This is a genomic window from Pedobacter sp. SAFR-022 (genome assembly GCF_051965375.1).
GTDB lineage: Bacteria > Bacteroidota > Bacteroidia > Sphingobacteriales > Sphingobacteriaceae > Pedobacter.
Window position 1 is genome coordinate 309,130 of sequence record NZ_JBQCME010000004.1, and the last position, 17,205, is coordinate 326,334.

At 42.6% G+C, this 17,205-nt stretch carries 16 protein-coding genes; 10 read left to right on the forward strand and 6 right to left on the reverse strand.

From position 1 onward, the window contains the following. Positions 1–6 precede the first annotated feature (6 nt). The gene (locus tag ACTHQF_RS12010) at positions 7–768 is read left to right on the forward strand and encodes an MBL fold metallo-hydrolase (protein ID WP_440430461.1); all 762 of its coding nucleotides are present in this window, start codon (positions 7–9) and stop codon (positions 766–768) included. 47 nt (positions 769–815) lie between these two features. Beyond that, entirely contained in the window at positions 816–1,427 is a 612-nt protein-coding gene (locus tag ACTHQF_RS12015) for an OmpA family protein (RefSeq protein WP_440430462.1), read from the forward strand. A gap of 5 nt (positions 1,428–1,432) precedes the next feature. Here the strand turns inward: ACTHQF_RS12015 and ACTHQF_RS12020 are convergent, their stop codons facing one another. Genes ACTHQF_RS12020 through ACTHQF_RS12040 form a run of 5 tightly spaced genes read right to left on the reverse strand, consistent with a single transcriptional unit; the run spans position 1,433 to position 8,070 of the window. Next, a complete protein-coding gene (locus ACTHQF_RS12020; protein WP_440430463.1) occupies positions 1,433–1,852 on the reverse strand; it encodes a response regulator in 420 nt (139 codons plus the stop codon). Next, positions 1,836–2,921 (reverse strand): hybrid sensor histidine kinase/response regulator, encoded by a 1,086-nt coding sequence (locus ACTHQF_RS12025; protein ID WP_440430464.1) that lies wholly within the window; start codon positions 2,919–2,921, stop codon positions 1,836–1,838. Before ACTHQF_RS12025 ends, ACTHQF_RS12020 begins: the two co-directional genes overlap by 17 nt. A 14-nt stretch (positions 2,922–2,935) precedes the next feature. After that, positions 2,936–5,044 (reverse strand): sensor histidine kinase, encoded by a 2,109-nt coding sequence (locus tag ACTHQF_RS12030; protein WP_440430465.1) that lies wholly within the window; start codon positions 5,042–5,044, stop codon positions 2,936–2,938. A 28-nt stretch (positions 5,045–5,072) separates the two neighbouring features. Further along, the gene (locus ACTHQF_RS12035; protein ID WP_440430466.1) at positions 5,073–5,768 is read right to left on the reverse strand and encodes a hypothetical protein; all 696 of its coding nucleotides are present in this window, start codon (positions 5,766–5,768) and stop codon (positions 5,073–5,075) included. 1 nt (position 5,769) lies between these two features. Further along, positions 5,770–8,070, reverse strand: coding sequence for an Rv1355c family protein (locus ACTHQF_RS12040; protein WP_440430467.1), 2,301 nt, complete (start codon positions 8,068–8,070; stop codon positions 5,770–5,772). Positions 8,071–8,189: 119 nt separating this feature from the next. On the opposite strand from ACTHQF_RS12040, the gene ACTHQF_RS12045 reads away from it, so the two are divergent. The 4 genes from ACTHQF_RS12045 (at position 8,190) to ACTHQF_RS12060 (ending at position 12,401) form a co-directional block, all read left to right on the forward strand. After that, complete coding sequence (locus ACTHQF_RS12045) at positions 8,190–8,654, forward strand: response regulator (RefSeq protein ID WP_440430468.1); 465 nt, start codon at positions 8,190–8,192, stop codon at positions 8,652–8,654. A gap of 74 nt (positions 8,655–8,728) precedes the next feature. Then, complete coding sequence (locus ACTHQF_RS12050) at positions 8,729–9,193, forward strand: response regulator (protein ID WP_440430469.1); 465 nt, start codon at positions 8,729–8,731, stop codon at positions 9,191–9,193. Between the two features lie 5 nt (positions 9,194–9,198). After that, entirely contained in the window at positions 9,199–11,394 is a 2,196-nt protein-coding gene (locus ACTHQF_RS12055; protein WP_440430470.1) for a gliding motility-associated C-terminal domain-containing protein, read from the forward strand. Then, a complete protein-coding gene (locus tag ACTHQF_RS12060; RefSeq protein ID WP_440430471.1) occupies positions 11,394–12,401 on the forward strand; it encodes a PorP/SprF family type IX secretion system membrane protein in 1,008 nt (335 codons plus the stop codon). Before ACTHQF_RS12055 ends, ACTHQF_RS12060 begins: the two co-directional genes overlap by 1 nt. Before the next feature lie 3 nt (positions 12,402–12,404). Here the strand turns inward: ACTHQF_RS12060 and rpoN are convergent, their stop codons facing one another. Then, complete coding sequence (rpoN, locus tag ACTHQF_RS12065) at positions 12,405–13,877, reverse strand: RNA polymerase factor sigma-54 (RefSeq protein WP_440430472.1); 1,473 nt, start codon at positions 13,875–13,877, stop codon at positions 12,405–12,407. 172 nt (positions 13,878–14,049) lie between these two features. Between rpoN and mscL the strand changes: the two genes are divergently transcribed. The 4 genes from mscL (at position 14,050) to ACTHQF_RS12085 (ending at position 17,194) form a co-directional block, all read left to right on the forward strand. Next, on the forward strand, positions 14,050–14,508 hold the full coding sequence (gene mscL, locus ACTHQF_RS12070) for a large conductance mechanosensitive channel protein MscL (RefSeq protein ID WP_440430473.1): 459 nt from the start codon (positions 14,050–14,052) through the stop codon (positions 14,506–14,508). A gap of 109 nt (positions 14,509–14,617) precedes the next feature. After that, entirely contained in the window at positions 14,618–15,424 is an 807-nt protein-coding gene (locus ACTHQF_RS12075) for a LiaF transmembrane domain-containing protein (protein WP_440430474.1), read from the forward strand. A 2-nt stretch (positions 15,425–15,426) separates the two neighbouring features. After that, positions 15,427–16,482, forward strand: a complete 1,056-nt coding sequence (locus tag ACTHQF_RS12080) for a sensor histidine kinase (protein WP_440430475.1) — start codon at positions 15,427–15,429, stop codon at positions 16,480–16,482. Continuing rightward, entirely contained in the window at positions 16,460–17,194 is a 735-nt protein-coding gene (locus ACTHQF_RS12085) for a LytR/AlgR family response regulator transcription factor (protein WP_440430476.1), read from the forward strand. Before ACTHQF_RS12080 ends, ACTHQF_RS12085 begins: the two co-directional genes overlap by 23 nt. The last annotated feature ends 11 nt before the right edge of the window (positions 17,195–17,205 follow it).

A 17,205-nucleotide genomic window follows, 5' to 3' on the forward strand; every position in this document is an offset into this window, starting at 1 on the left:
CGTATTTTGAAAATTACCTTTTTAGGAACAGGAACTTCACAAGGCATACCCGTTATCACCTGTAGGTGCGCCGTTTGTACTTCTAAAGATTTTAAGGATAAGCGTTTGAGAACTTCAGTTTTAATTGAAACTGATGATAAAACTATTGTCATTGATAGCGGTCCGGATTTCAGGTATCAAATGCTTCGTGCGGAGGCTACTGACCTGGATGCCATTCTCTTTACCCATGAACATAAGGATCATGTAGCAGGTATGGATGATATCAGGCCATTCAATTACATGCTACATAAGAATATCGATGTTTACGCGGCGCCTCGCGTGCAAGAAGCCTTGAAGCGCGAGTTTTCCTATATTTTTACCAACGTTCAGTATCTTGGATTGCCGAGGATCAATCTCAACACGATTACAGATGCAGCTTTTCAAATTGGTGCAAGCACCATAGTTCCACTGAAGGTTATGCACTACAAGTTACCGATTCATGGCTTCAGAATTGGTGATTTTAGCTACATCACAGATGCCAAGACCATTCCGGAAGAAACCATGAAACAGCTTCAGGGTACCCGCGTATTGGTTGTAAATGCATTGCAGCATACGGATCATATTTCTCATTTCAATCTGCAAGAAGCACTTGAGTTTGCCCGAACGGTTGGCGCTGAGCAAACGTATCTCACCCATGTGAGCCATAATTTGGGTCGGCATGAAGAAGTTGAGAAGGACCTGCCAGCCGGTGTGTCGCTCGCTTATGATACTCTAAGTATCTTTATTTAAAACAAAGAATATATTGCCACTGTTAAAAGTTTTAAAAGAAACTTACTATGGCATATTCTGAAAACAAACCCACAAGAAGTAATTGGCTGCTGATACTGATCGTATTGGTGATTGTAGCCCTGATTGCATTTTATTTCCTTAGAGGTAAAAGCAACCCCGAAGTTGTTGCTGAAGCAGCAAGTGATTCCAGCACCGTAGAAAGTGTGATCAATGCCAACTGGAGCGGTGTAGATCAGATGAACTTACCGATCGAAACCTATGATGAGCTTGAAGATGCAGATATTGAAGTACATGGAAATGCACAGTATGCAATTTATAGCATCTCCGAAGCTGTATTGTTTGACTCCGGTCAAAGTCAGCTAAAATCAGGTGCAGAAGCCAAGTTGGAAAGGGTTGCCAAATCTGCGAAAAAGCGGTATCCTGATACCGACATTAGAATCATTGGACATACTGATGCCAGTGGTGACCAGGCTTCCAATAAGCAACTTGCAGAAGCACGTGCTGAAGCCGTGAAGTCATGGCTTACCAGCGAAGGAGATGTTAAGGCAGAGCGAATCTCCATTAATCCTGTCGGCGAAGCGAAACCTGTGGCAACGAATGCGACCGCTGAAGGCAGGGAGCGAAACCGCCGGGTAGAAATTGCAATCAAGAAGAAATAAGGGATTTATCCTGGAAGGTGCTCTCGCACCACATCTAGTATAATCTTAGGCATCAGAGGCTTTTTCAGCAGTTGAACAACGTATGGATTAGCCTCTGCTCGCTGTATGTCACTAAAGTCAAGCGTTGAGGAAAGCATTGCAATGATACATACATCGATAAGATCTTTCGGCAATCTCTTGTACTGTTCCAGGAACTCAAATCCATTCATATCTGGCATCTGTATATCCAATAAGATGAAGTCAGGAAGCGATACCGGATTCGTCAGATGAGACTTCAGGTGGTTTAAAGCTTCTTCTCCGGATCTGCATACAATTATATCATCGAACAGTTTAGTGATTCGGACAACCTTTTCATTGATCTTTAAATCAATTTCATTGTCGTCAATTAGCATGACTACTTTTGGAGCGTTAATTGGTTTTACCATTAGGGATCGTGATTTTAAATGTCGTACCTACAGCTAAATCTGAAGTAACTTCGATTTTGCCATTGATCTTATTTAAGGCCTCTTTTACAATGAACAAGCCTAAACCACTTCCATGATGGTTCTTGCTTTTAAAGAACTGATTGAATATTTTTTCCAGATGTTCATTTAAGATACCAATACCATTGTCGCTGATCGTAATTTCAGCTCGTTGACCATCTACGTCAATGTCAATATTTACATATTTATTCGGCTCCGTAGATTTCTGATATTTGATCGCATTATTGATCAGATTACCTAGAATAACCTCGATACGGAAAGCATCGTTATAAAAAGGAACTGGTTGGTTGATGTTTACGTTGAACTCGGTTTCTCTATCGGAATAGGAGTATAGACTAATCAGGTCCTGCACCAGACCCCTAAATTCAACTGGACTATGCTCCGCTACGTTCTTGTTGTTCTTGTAATACTGGAGTGTCTTCTGAATATAGAAATCAAGTTTATTTGAGCAGATTTCAATAAGGTTCCAATACTCTCCGCTTGAATTATAGAGCCCTTCCATCTTTACCAGGTTTACAATTCCGATGACCGATACCAATGGTGCACGAAGCTCGTGAGAGATACTGTAGATAAACCTGTTCAGTTCGTCATTGGTCTTTTCCAGTTCAGATATCTTGTTTCTAAGATCGATCTTACTCTTGTAAGCATCATAGGCATTCTTGATGGAATTGTGCAGCTCCAGATCACTCCAGGGCTTAGTGATGTAGCGGTAAACATCGCCGTGATTGATGGCATCAGCAAGGGCTTCAATATCAGTGTAGCCTGTCAGTAAAATCCGTATTGGGTCAGGATGAGAGTCTTTTATACTCTTGAAGAATTGAACGCCGGTTGTTTCCGGCATCTTCTGGTCGGCGATGATAACATTGACTTCTATGTTTTGCAGAATCTTCAGTCCTTCAGCTGCTGAGAGGGCGGTATAGATTTCATACTGCCGCCTGAAGCTTGCTTTGAAGGCTTGTAGATTGTGTTCTTCATCATCAATGTAAAGAACCTTGACAGACGGAGTATCCATGATAAATCCTTTTTCTAATTTACAGGCAATGTAATAATAAATTCAGTACCCTCGCCAACATTCGATAAAACATCGATGTTGCCCTGATGACTTTCAATTATTCTGAAAACAATAGACAGACCCAATCCTGTGCCTTCACCGACATCTTTGGTGGTAAAGAAAGGCTCAAATATTTTCTGCTTGGTTTCTTCAGTCATTCCAGAGCCAGTGTCTTTGATGCTGACCTTAACGGTATCACCATCCTGCCAGGTCCGTACAGCTATCTGTTCCTCCTCGCGTTGTTCTGGTTTGTTTTTGATCGCATGGATACCATTGGAAATAATGTTCATGAAGACCTGGTTAATCTTACCTGGTAAACACTCCACCAATGGAATGTCGCCATATTCTTTTACGACCTTTAGATTTGAAGGAAAAGTGCTTCGAAGTAATACAAACGTCGAATCAATTCCCTCATTCAGGTTAATTGGCTTGGTATCGCTTTCATCCAACCGGCTGAAATTCTTCAGGCTTCTGATGATTTCCGCTGTTCTTTTCGCACCTTCATCAATGCCGGACAAAAGGCCTTTGATTTCCGTCTGCACAAAATCAAGGTCTATCTGTTTTTTGAACTTGTCAATACTGTCTAGTTGTTCCTTAACGTCGGCGTTCGGATCTAGTTTTTCGTATTTGGTGATAATTTCGTTGAGGTCATCAATATCGAGTTGAAGCGGTTTGATGTTGGCTGTAACGAAGTTAATTGGATTGTTGATTTCGTGGGCAATCCCCGCAGTAAGTTGACCCAGACCAGCCATCTTTTCCGATTCTACGAGTTGCGACTGCGCATCCTTCAGCTCGCTCAGGGTTTGCTCCAAAGCTTCATTAGACTGCTGCAACTCCAAGGTTCGTTCGTTCACCTTTTTCTCCAACTCAAAGTTCTGTTCTAAAATGAGTTTCTCATTTTCCAAAGATATCCTAAGTGCCTCTTCCTGTGAGGCCTCTTTCTCTTTTTTCAGGATGTTGATCTTGTCTGCTAAAGCAAAGGAGAGCAAAATCACTTCTAATGCTGAGCCGAAAGGCATCATGTTGTAAGTGACGGTATTATATGGAAGAATATTGTAATCCTTCAACACAAAGATACAAAGGCCAAGCAGGAACACTATCCAGGCCCGGATAAAGAACTTGGCAGACTTATAACCATTATTATAGGTCTTAAAGGCAATAACCAGCATGTATATCGCAATAACCATTGCCGTAATTTGCAGTAGTTGGTAGGAGTACATGAGTTCTCCCATGACCATCAGCAACAATGCGATACCATAGGGAATGTAGAATAAGCTCAGCATTCTGTTATGCTTAGGCAGGATTTCTTTTGTATGCAGAAATTTGCGCATGAACTCCAGCGCAGTCAGCGCTCCTAATGGTGTCAGGATATAAACCGCGTGGGTAGAAAGCCACATATTTCCTGGCCAGAGGTATTTGAATGGAAAACCCTGGAAGTTCGCCTGTAGGAGGCCTATAAAGAACAAATAAACAATGTAATAAAGGTAGGTCTCATCCCGTGTAGATAAGTATAGAAAAAGGTTGTAGACGAACATTACACAGATGATGCCTGCGTATACACCGAAAATGATGTAAGCATCTGAGTTCTTTTGCTGTAAACTTGCCTCTGTCGATAAGGTAAGCGGCACCTGTAGCTGCTCCGATCCCGCTATCCTGATGTAAATGGTATTGATTTCCTTAGGATTGGCATGGAAAAGGAAGGTGCTGAAAGGGTTATCAAATTCCCTGTCATAATATGGCCGCCGATCGCCGATTTTTTCTTCTTTAACGAGCTGGCCATGCTGAGCTACCTGGTAGAAGTCTACAAAGTCCAGCGTTGGAAGTCTGATCTGTAGCGCTAATTGCTTTGCGTCTGTAAGATTTTGAACATGTAATTTCAGCCAGTAAGCATTGTGGTTGATGCCAAGATTAGGCACATCTGTTTCCAGCAGTTCGAAACCGTCTTCTTTGATAACCTCTTTTATGGTTAACTGCTGTTGCGGATCGGTAAGTAGATAAACCTTCTTGCCGAAGTTGTTAAGGGTTTTATCTTCATTTAATTGGATGATCTCCTGTCCGATGGCAGACCAGAGAAGGCCTACCATCAGATAAATAAATGAAAATAATGCTTTGCTATTCATAGTTGGGTATTACTAGATGATAGTCGACTTCTAATTCACCCCTTGGTCCAAGTTCCATCGTTTTCTGCGTTGGGTTAGTACGAAGGTCGAAAATCCGGTCTCTGTCGTATTCGTCAGCTGTTTCCAATGTTTCCGCATTCATTTTCCGTAGCACGCGTGCGATATAGTTTTCATTAGGGTAAATGAACTCGCCTCCATTTCCAAGGGTATCTTCAACGATGAAGCCCACCTTTTTAACCATCGGTAGGGTATAGTCGGCACAAATGGTAAACAAAGATGATAAGTTAATTTGGTTTACAATTGCAATGCCGGCACGAACCAGTAAAATGCTCAGGCCAATTCCGGCAACACTTTTAGCGTTCCATAAGCCACAAAGCTCGCCTGTACCATGCTCCGCATATGCATTTATAACCTTCTCTACATTTGGATCCATATAACCTACTGCGGATTCCACCGGCAGTTTATGAACGCCATCAGCAATGTGCACCCTTACACCGCCTACAATTACCCCATCTTCATTTTCAGCAACCACGCCATGAACTGTAGGAAGGCTCATCCAGTCGCGATTATTGGTCGTGATATTCGTAATACCGTAGTCTACTAGTACCTGTACGTGTTCCTTTAGGTATTCTTCACAGGTTTCTGGATCATTGATGGCAGTAAAGGATCTGAATCTTATTTTTCTCATTTTAGCTAAAGTGCAAGATTTTGTTTACGGGTCTTCTAGAGGTTCTGATGGTTGCTTCATCGGCATAGGATAGTCGGAACATAAACACACCTTTGCTGGCTGAAAGGGAAGGGAAGATTGTATTGATTTGCTTTTCTAGTGCGGTTAATTCCTGTCTCATTTTTTCTGGCATACCTTCACCATTAGTGTTATTCAATATGGAGAACATGAAGAATGGTGCGGTTAGTGGCTGGAAAGATAGTCCTTGGAGGTTTGCGTCCATCCATACCCGTTGTAGGGCCTGCCCACCAATAAGATAGTTCAGCGCGGAGTATTCAGGTAATGTAATCAGGCCAATTGCTGACGATGATGCAATTGGGCCCTTTGAAATTTTTTCAAAAGCTGCCCCACCGCCCCATTTATTCAGGAGTTTAATTACCTCAGGACTGGCGGCAACACGAAGACCTACCTTATCGCTTTCTGCAAGTTCTAACGTTTTAATGTCCATACCTTCTTCCACCGGACCATCTGTTTCGGTGGTCCACTTAAGTTCTTTGGTATAGAAATCGTGATGTCCTTGTGGGAACATAAAGCGAATTCTTTCTACTGCGGAAACAATGTCTGCAATCTTTTTAATTTCCTGCTGATCCTCCAGGATCAACAGATCTGCCTGCTCGGTATAGCGTACGGTCTCTACAAGCTTGTTTAGCACCTCATCACTGATCTTTTCGCCATTACCTTTTTTCCGGTTGGTAAGACGTAGGTTCAAGGCACTTACCAGTTCTGGAAAATAGGCTTCTTCCGGTTGAGTTGTTTGGAGGTAGATAGAGGCAATCAGACGCTTATATTCGGCAGAAGGAAACAGTGTTGCATGAGCTTTCAACCCTAGCGAACCTGCTTTGACTTTCAGGTTTTCAATTGCTGCACCCAGCGCAATATAGGAGGCGTTGTTGTTATAGTTAATCCAGGAAGCCGCCTCTTTTTCGTCATGAAAGAGGTATAACATGCCATTACGATAGAGGAATCTCCAAGGTTGCGTATTTCCACCGGAAGGGGCGAAGCCTGCAGCAGTAACAATCTCGGTTACTTGATCCTGATCTAAGATGGTTAGGCTTTCGTGGTTAGCGATTGGTGTTGCACTTGCTGCGCTTTCCATTTCTTCCCTGGTCAGCTCATCTGCAGTGAGGTCAACCACGCTGTAATCATGATCTTCCTTTGGAGTTTTATCTCCAATAAGTTCTTCGATGTCTATCCAATACCTTCCAGATTCATGGTACTGATCGAGAATGATCCGCCGACAAACATCGGCACACAAGGCACCACCTAGTGTAACAGCTGATGCCAGCTGCGGCCAGGTTGTTATCGACTGACCTACCTCTATCATAGATGCTTTCAATCGGTTTGATAAGGTTTCTACACCGATCATCGCCAATAGAAAAGGTACTTTTTCTTCGTTCGTCTTCAGATATTTAACCTGTGTATGGTCCAGGTGTTCTATTAAGCCGTGCAGAATCGGGCGTTCTGGCTCCAGATCAAATCGTTCAACATCAACTGTTCCGCGATCACTGGCATCCATTACCACAGGGATTCCTAGTGCCTTCGCTTTATGGCGCAACAGAATTTTGATGTCTAAACCATCACATTCGTCTACAATCACATTAAGCTTACCGCCAGCCGTGAAAAAACGATCCATGTTTTCTTCGGTAAGCCCATCATTGAAACAGGTAACCTTCAAGAATGGATCAATCTCTTTGATCTCTCTAGCAACAATGATCACCTTTGGTAAGCCCAGGCTTTGAACGCCGGTACGGATCCGGTTTAAATTAGAAAGTTCGAGTAAGTCGAAATCTGCAAGCCTGATTTCTCCAAATCCCCTTTCCATTGCCATGGTTACAGACACAGACTGGCCTACAGATAAGCCTACCACACCTACGATTTGTTTGCCTAATATATCCCGTTCTTCCGGTGTAATCTTGTAAACATTACGGTTGGTACGCATATCAACGAACTCCTCTTCATCAAGAAGATGTACTAGACGTTCCGACCATGGATAATATACCCATACACCGTAATCTTCCATACTTAGGTCACCTAAGTGCAAAAGCTTAAGTGCCTCAAGCTGTTCTGGCGCTGGTTTTTTCTTTGGGTGCTTCGATTTGATCAACTCATCAAGCTGAGAATTCAGTTCGTCATGGATCTTGATATGCGGTTTAGCATTCAACAGTGCCTCCAGGGCATCACGATCATTGGGCTTATAAATTCTGAAGAACTGGGGCTCGTAGCTGAGATCTTTCTCTACGGAGTGGTTGGCGAGTGTTAACATTTTGACAAAAATAGATTACGGCTTGAAATTTCTAATTTATGCTTACAAAAATAGTTTAATTTAATAGAGAATTAGCAATTATAGATGTAATTACTCACTTTTGCTTCACATTAAATCACATGAACACAAAAGAGATCAATATTTTATATATAGATGATGAAGTTCACAATCTAAACGCGTTCAAAGCTTCCTTCCGCAGGACCTTTAACGTATTCACTGCCGAATCTGGTAAAGACGCGCTGCCGATCTTGGAATCTGAGGATATTCACATCATTTTGACCGACCAAAGGATGCCAAATATGACTGGAGTGGAATTCTTAGCGTCCATTTTAGATAAACATCCTGATCCGATCCGAATACTTTTAACCGGTTACTCAGATTTGACGGCAGTTGTAGATGCAATAAATAAAGGTCAGGTATACTTGTATATCACTAAACCTTGGCAAGAAGAGGAACTTAGACAGAATCTGGAAAAAGCATTTGAGGTTTTTGACCTGAGAAGGCAAAATAAACTGCTTACGGAAAACCTGCTCGTGGTAAATAGCCAACTGGAATTTATGCTACGTCAGAAATTAATATCCTAGTTAGATCCCTTCGCCAAATACTGCATGGGACTGTCCAGGTAAAAGTTTAAAATACATTCCTTACAAAATATAAAATGAGCGCCACTCCAATCAATGTTCTGTATATAGACGACGAAATACATAATCTAAATGCTTTTCGCGCAGGTTTCAGACGTTTGTTTAACATTTTTCTTGCTGAGTCTGCAGCAGAAGGTCGCAGGATTCTGGAAGCCGAACATATTCATGTGATCTTAACGGACCAGAGAATGCCTGTGATGACGGGCATTGAATTTTTAGAATCCATTCTTGATGAGTTTCCCGATCCGATACGTATCTTAATGACCGGATTTGCAGATATCAATGCGGTGATTGATGCGATCAATAAAGGAAAGGTGTATAAGTATATTCAAAAACCCTGGATGGAAGACGACTTACGGATTCATATTCAGAAAGCCTACGACATCTATTCTTTGCGGAAAGAGAAGAAAGATCTGACGCAGCGGATTCTAGAAACAAACAAAAAGATTGAAGAGCTGCTGCAGCAGGATCTTCTACCATAACAACTATGCGCAGCACCTGGCTTTTTTGCATCATTTTCATTCTCTCTTGTTTTGGATTTGCTGCAAAAGGCCAGACAACTTCTAATGAAGGCCTCGACTTCTGGGCTGTCTTTCCGACACACATCCCCACCGGGCCGAATACCTTGGCAAAAATGTCTATCTACATTACCTCCCAGCAAAATAGCTCGGGGAAGGTAACCGTAGCCGGTAACAGCGTTAACTTCGAAGTGCTCGCCAATGAGATTGTGGAGATACCGATCGAATACGCGCAAGCACACCTTGATTATAAGCTTTCGAATACCCTGATCAAGAATAAAGGTATTCACATTGAGGTCGATCCTGGTAAAGCTAAAATTGCGGTATTTGCTTTTATCTCGGCAAGTGCCCGCTCGGAGGCATACTTAGTGTTACCAAAAGACGCGATGGGCCAGCGATACTATGCAATTGGTCATCCAGGCACACCGGTACCTACCGATGCTGAAAGCGGCTACCAGGGTAAACATTATCTGATCATTACGGCAACAGAGGCAAATACTGATGTGGTAATAACCAGGCCGGACGGGTCCTTAGTTACTCAAACACTGCCGGAAGCTGGTGATATCTTTATGTTGACAGGTGATGAGGATTTCTCTGGTACGAAAGTCGAAGCGACTGGATGTTCTAAATTCGCCGTTTATTCTGGTCACTCAGGCATTGCTTTCACCCATGAAGCCCAAATCATAACATCCTTTGACCCACTGGTACAGCAATTATATCCAACCGAGAGCTGGGGCAGACGATATGGGCTAATACCCTTCTCTAAGCGTAAACATTTCTACAAGGTGATTGCTGCAGAAGATGGTACTGAGATCAATATAGATGGCACAGTGCAGGCGAGATTGAATGCAGGGGAGTCGTTTACGCCCTCAAACTTACCCTTAACGCAACCTTCCATATTGAGTGCGAACAAACCCGTGTCCGTAGCACAGTTCGCCTATATTCAGGCTGATCTGAATACCGTTCCGGGCGAGGTGGCCTTCGGCGACCCGGATATGGTGATTCTGAATCCTGAAGAATATAACATCAAAAAGATCACGCTGTTCGCCTCATTTGATCGTACACCGGAGTTTTACCTTAACGTGTTCATGAAAGCCTCGGGCACATCAAGTTTCAAGATAAATGGTGTAGCACCTGAGGGCATATGGCGAAAACTTCCTAGTGACCCCGCATATGCCTATATACAAATTTCCTTCAATCAATATACTCTTGCACAAAGCAGTCTTAGCTTAACCGCTGATGAAGGATTTAATGCCATGGCGTATGGCTTTGGAGAATTTGAGTCCTATGCTTACTCCGCGGGGACAAACCTTGCGGTAAACAACTACCTGCAGTTTACAAACCTGAACGCAAATGTGACAAGCACAAATGCATGCATTAATGAACCCCTTGCTGTTAAAGTAGTTTTGCCGGCCAGAGCCACGAGATTAAACTGGCAGTTCGAAGATGCAAACCTTAACTTTTCAGAAAGTAACCCTGTGGCCAGGAACTTTGTCAATGACGAGGGAGAAACGCAGTATGAGTATGTTTACAACAATGGCGTCGTTCGCTATAATACGCTAGGCATTCACCAGATTTCAGTGATTGCAGAACTTGACCCGGGAACTAATCCCTGCCCTGATGAAGCAGGCAATAAGATCTACACTTACAATTTCGAAATTACTCAGCCAGAATTTAGTGTGCCTGATACCGTAGAGATTCTTGCAGGAGGGACAGCAAAAATCCCGGGTATTCCGGGAACCGGCAATATCGGCTATCGTTGGACACCAGCTTTTGGTGTAAGTGATGCGAGCATCGTGAATCCTGTAGTTACCGCCGAACAGACAACCAATTATACAATTACTGCATACTCCGATCTAGGGTGTTCGATTTCCAAGCAAGTAGTGTTGAAGGTGGTCGACACATTTAATATTCCGAATACCTTTTCGCCCAACGGCGATGGTGTAAACGACGTTTGGAATCTTAAGCTTTTAAGTACATACGAGAATTCACTCGTAGAAATATTCAACCGGTATGGACAATTGGTTTATGCTAACGTCGGTTATCGGATACCATTTGATGGTTATTTTCAGAGTCAGCCTTTACCGATAGGTACCTATTATTACGTCATCTCACCAAGAAACGGGAAGAAAAATTTATCCGGTTCACTAACCATCATCAGATAATGAATTCCAGAAAGCTAATCTTCAGTTTGCTTCTGGTCATACCATTGTACGGCCGCGCCCAGCAAAAACCACAGTATACACAGTATATTTTCAATAACTATTTGCTGAATCCAGCTTTAAGTGGAATGGAGAATTATACGGATTTGAAGATTGGCCACCGACAGCAATGGCAGGGGATTAAGGGTGCGCCGACAACTACCTTCATCTCTGCAAACATGGTGCTGGGCGATAAATATCTTTGGAAGAACGCATTGTCGCTGCCCGAAAATGGGGACCCGCCTATGGGTCGTCTTTATACGCAAAATTACACGGCTTCTCCAGCACATCACGGAATTGGCTTAATTGGTATGAACGACAAAACAGGTCCGCTCTCATTTCTGGACCTTGCTCTCACGTATGCCTATCATTTGAAGTTGAACAACGCACTTAACCTTTCGTTAGGTACTGCGGTTGGTATAAGTCGGGCATCTATAAATGTAAATGAACTGAACTTGGAAAACCCTAGTGATCCTGCTTTAAGCAACGCAGGGAAGGCCCAATTGAATCCTGATCTAAGCGTTGGACTATGGCTTTATGGGGCACGTTTCTTTGCCGGGGCTTCGGTACAACAGTTATTACAACGGGAAATCGGGTTCTCTTCAGTGTCAAACGGCGGAAAAGAAGTTGCCCATTTCTTTGTGACTACCGGCTATAAGCTGTTTATTGATGATGAAATATCAGCAGTCCCTTCAGTGATGATTAAAAAAGTAGGGAATATTCCCATTTCCTATGATGCAAACCTTAAAGTTTCATTTAGGGACAGGTTCTGGGTAGGGGGAAGCTATCGTAAGCAGGACTCGTTTGCTGCACTTGCAGGCGTTAACTTCAGTAATGTCTTCAACATTACTTACGCTTATGATTACGCTACTTCAAGGTTGAGGTCTTATACAAGTGGAAGCCATGAAATCGTTCTTGGCTTCCAACTAGATAATAGATATCGGGTACGCAGTACCCAAAGGATGTGGTAATTTCTAAAGCTCTTTACGAAGCCTTGCAACCGGAATGTTCATCTGTTCACGATATTTAGCCACTGTACGGCGTGCGATGTTGTAACCTCTTTCCTTGAGGATGTCGGTAAGTTTCTCGTCAGCTAAAGGTTTACGCTTGTCTTCATTGCTAATGCAATCTTCAAGAATCTTCTTGACCTCTTTGTTGGAAACCTCTTCACCGCTTTCAGTTTGAATGGCCTCCGAGAAAAAGGATTTAAGCAGGAAAGTGCCGAATTCCGTCTGAACATATTTGGAGTTCGCAACGCGAGAAACCGTTGATATGTCCATATCAATTTTATCAGCAATGTCCTTCAGGATCATCGGGCGCATTTTCCGCTCGTCACCAGTCAGTAAATATTCATACTGATACTGCATGATTGCGTTCATGGTTTTCAGTAACGTCTGTTGTCTTTGTTTAATGGCATCAATAAACCACTTCGCAGAGTCCAGCTTCTGCTTAACGAACTGCACGGCTTCTTTCAGCTTTTTATCCTTCTGCGCAGATTTATCGTAGTGCTCAAACATATCAATATATGATCTGCTCACGCGAAGCTCCGGTGCATTTTTGGAGTTTAGGGTCAGGATCAGTACGCCATCATTATTGGTGATGTGGAAATCTGGAATGACCTGTAACTGCTTTGTTGTTACCTGATTGGAATCACCTGGCTTTGGGTTTAACCGTAGGATCTCGTTGATGACCTCCTTCAGATCTTCACTGCTCAGACCTAATGATTTCTCCAGTTTGTCGTAGTGTTTACGGGTGAACTCATCCAGGTAGTTTTCTACAATTATAATGGCTTTCTGGATAATCGGATTTGAGGCATCCTTGCGTCTAAGCTGCAAAGTAAGGCATTCCTGCAAGTCTCTCGCTGCAATGCCTGGAGGGTCAAAGCTTTGGATCACTTTAAGCATTTCGAGCACATCCTCTTCCTCAACAATCACGTTTTGAGAGAACGCAAGGTCATCTATCATGGAGGTAATCGGCCTGCGTAGGTACCCATCGTCATCCAGGCTACCAATAATCTGCTTGCCAATGATGAAGTCATTGTTAGACAAAGGCACAAGGTCTAACTGTTCCTGAAGACTTTCAAAAAAGGTGCTTTCAATTGCTATTGGAGTCTCCTTTTTTTCTTCATCATCATCACCATTACTATATGAAGTGCTGTAATCATTTACGCTGTCGTCTTGAAGGTAGTCATCAACGTTGAACTCATCCGTATTTTCTTCTTTGGCACTAGCGTCGAAGTCATCGGGGCTATCATTCAAATCATCATATTCATTTACCGGCTCATCCGCCACCATCAAACTTGGATCTTCAAGGGCCGGGTTTTCTTCAAGTTCTTCTTTTATTCGAGTATCTAATGCAACTGTAGGTACCTGCAGTAACTTTATAAATTGTATCTGTTGGGGAGATAGTTTCTGAAGTAATTTTTGTTGTAAATGTTGTTTTAGCATATTGCACAAAAGTATTTTTATACCCGTGCCAAAAATAGGCATTTGGTTTAAGATATAAACTAATTGACGGCTCCTTTATTGTGAACACCGGAATTTGTTGCCTGTTATTTAATTTTTTATTAGTAAATTATAGTTTAAATTGTCAACACACTCATCATTAAACAAAAACACTATGGGCTTTATCAAAGAATTTAAGGAATTTGCCATTAAAGGTAATGTGATCGACCTCGCTGTCGGTGTGATTATCGGAGGAGCATTCGGCAAAATTGTTAACTCAACAGTAAATGACTTGATTATGCCCCCCATTAGCATCCTGATTGGTAACAAAGGTTTCGTGAATTTATTTGTGCCGTTGAACGCGAAGGTGAGGGAATTTGTAGCTGCTCATCCGAATGCATCCCTGGAGGAAGTCCGGGCTGTAGGACCGGTATTTGCCTGGGGGAATTTTGCTACCGAGGTCATTAACTTCCTGATTCTGGCTTTCATTATTTTTCTGATGGTAAAAGCAATCAATACCATGAAGCGTAAACAGGAATCCGAACCCGTTCCGCCTGTTGTTGTTCCGCCAAGTAATGAAGAAGTATTACTGTCGGAAATTCGCGATCTGTTAAGATCAAAACCAAAACTCTAATGCATTTACCGGTAAATTATAGCTGTTTACCGGTACTTTCCTTTCATTCCTGGTCCTGCTATATATAAAACAAGTGTTCTGTTCTACATTTGATTCATATTCAAAGATCATGGAAACTTACAACAGAACACAAAACAGCAGGATCTACCGGGTAGGTGTTGGCTTACTTATTCTCGTAATCGGATTAAACTTCTTACTTAAGAACTTCGGGATTTATACATTCGATTGGCTTTTTAACTGGCACACTTTCCTATTTGTGTTAGGTTTAATAATCGGTGTAAAAAGAAACTTTAGTGGCAGTGGCTGGCTTGCGCTAGTGCTTATCGGAGGATACTTCACCTTACAGGACCTAACGGACTATGAGTTTGGCAGGTTCGCGCTTCCTGTGGGACTTACCATTTTGGGTCTTTATCTAATCTTTTCTCCTAAACATGATCGTCCCTGGCGCAGGCGTTCCAAAAATAAATTAACCGATTTTACAACGGCGAACCCGACTGATCCGAATGCTTCAAGTTTCACGGCTGCGGAGCCCACGACCTCAACGCAGGGGCAGTATATGCCGCCGAACACCGATGATCAGTACGTGATAGACTCGGTAAATGTTTTCAGCGGTGCACACCAGAATATCGTGTCCAAGAATCTTAAGGGGGGTGAGATCGTTTCTGTATTTGGGGGGTGTGACCTCAACCTGACCCAGTCCAATTTCGAAGGTACTATTGTCATTGAGGTTGTTGCCATATTCGGAGGTGTGAAGATCATTATTCCACCTACCTGGGAGGTGAAAAACGAAGTGACAGCGATTTTCGGTGGTATAGATGATAAAAGAGCACTGATGCCTTACCAGGGTGAGCCGAGGAAAGTCGTTATTCTTAAAGGTGTAGCATTATTTGGAGGTGTCGACATCAGAAACTTTTAAACATGACGACCAGGCCCTTATCACTCAAAAAGGTTCAGCAGATTGCAACCCCAGTTCTACTCGTCTGGACTGCACTGATTTTTGTATTATTTCACTATGTGCTGCACCTTAATTTGCGCCATTCAGCCATTGATGCCGCAACAACTAACGTGCTTTTGGCACTTGCATGTATCGTTATCAGCAATATTCTAGGATATTATCAACCAAAAAAGCAAGCTACGTTGTACGTGCTTTTCATTTCTCTGGTCATTACATCAGTCCTGGTAAGCCTTAACCACGTGGTGCTTGATTATCTAATACCAGATCAGAATTACCAGATCTTTCTCGCTTTATCTTTGCCGATTCGGTTCCTTGTATTTCTGGTGTTCCTTTCCTGGTGTGCGCTTGCTAATATTTTATGGTATAAATTAGAGGAACAGGCCTATATGCAGGAGCGCTTTTACCAGGTTCAGAACTTGGCCAAAGAAGCGGAACTGAATAAACTCCGTCACCAGCTGCAGCCGCACTTTCTTTTTAATAGTCTTAATTCTGTATTTGCCTTAACCATTGTTAACCCGAAAGAAGCCGGTACCATGATCACTAAACTTGCGGCTTTTCTTCGAGGTACCCTAAAACGTGACGATGATACCTGGGTTAGTGTTGAAGAGGAGATGGAGTACATCCAGCTGTACCTTGATATCGAAAAGGTACGGTTCAGCCACCGCCTGCAGATCGAAATCACCGTTGATGAAGCCAGTCTTGAGCAGAAACTTCCCGGAACCATCCTCCAGCCTGTCATTGAGAATGCCATCAAATTCGGGCTGTATAATACTTCTGAAGCCATCACCATTTCTGTTGATGTGCGTATTGCCAATCACATGTTGAAGGTTACGGTTAAGAACCCTTATGATCCGGACGTTAAAACCGATGCAGGCACTGGCTTTGGCTTGTCTGCAATTAGAAGAAGATTATATTTGCTCTTCGCAGACAATGATTTAATACAAACAGAAGCTACACCAGAGAAAATTTTTATTACGACCATTAGCATTCCTCAACATGATAAGAACCATTTTAATTGATGATGAGCCCCTTGCAAGAGATATCATTAAGTATTATCTGGCTGATCACCCTGAAATTGAAATCGTTGCTGAATGTAAGGATGGCTTTGAAGGCTTAAAAGCAATTGCGCAATATGAGCCAGATCTGATTTTTCTCGACGTACAAATGCCTAAAATCAGCGGCTTCGAGATGCTTGAGTTGGTGGAACGCCGGCCTAATGTAATCTTCACTACAGCCTTTGATGAGTTCGCCATTAAAGCCTTTGATGTCAATGCGATTGATTATCTGCTTAAACCCATCGAAAAAGAACGTTTCGACCAGGCTCTGAAAAAGCTGATATCCAAAAGCCAAACCGCTACCACAGACACCTCCGAACTACTTAACACACCCGGAAACCCGGCCCATAGCAGCCGTGTGGTCGTTAAAGTAGATCGCAGCATTAAAATTATTCCGACTTCAGATATTCAGTACATTGAAGCAGATGATGATCAGGTGAAGATCAGCACGGCTGATGGTGCCTATTTCAAGAACAAAACCATGAGTTTTTTTGAGCAAACCCTTGATGCCAACCAGTTTATCCGTGTCCACCGTTCCTACATTATAAACCTGAACCAGGTATCGAAAATTGAGCTTAAAGAGAAGGAAAACTACGTGGTGCTTCTGAAATCAGGGCTTTGGTTGCCCGTTAGTAAAAACGGATATATGAAGCTAAAGGCATCCTTAGGCATTTAAACTCCTATAAA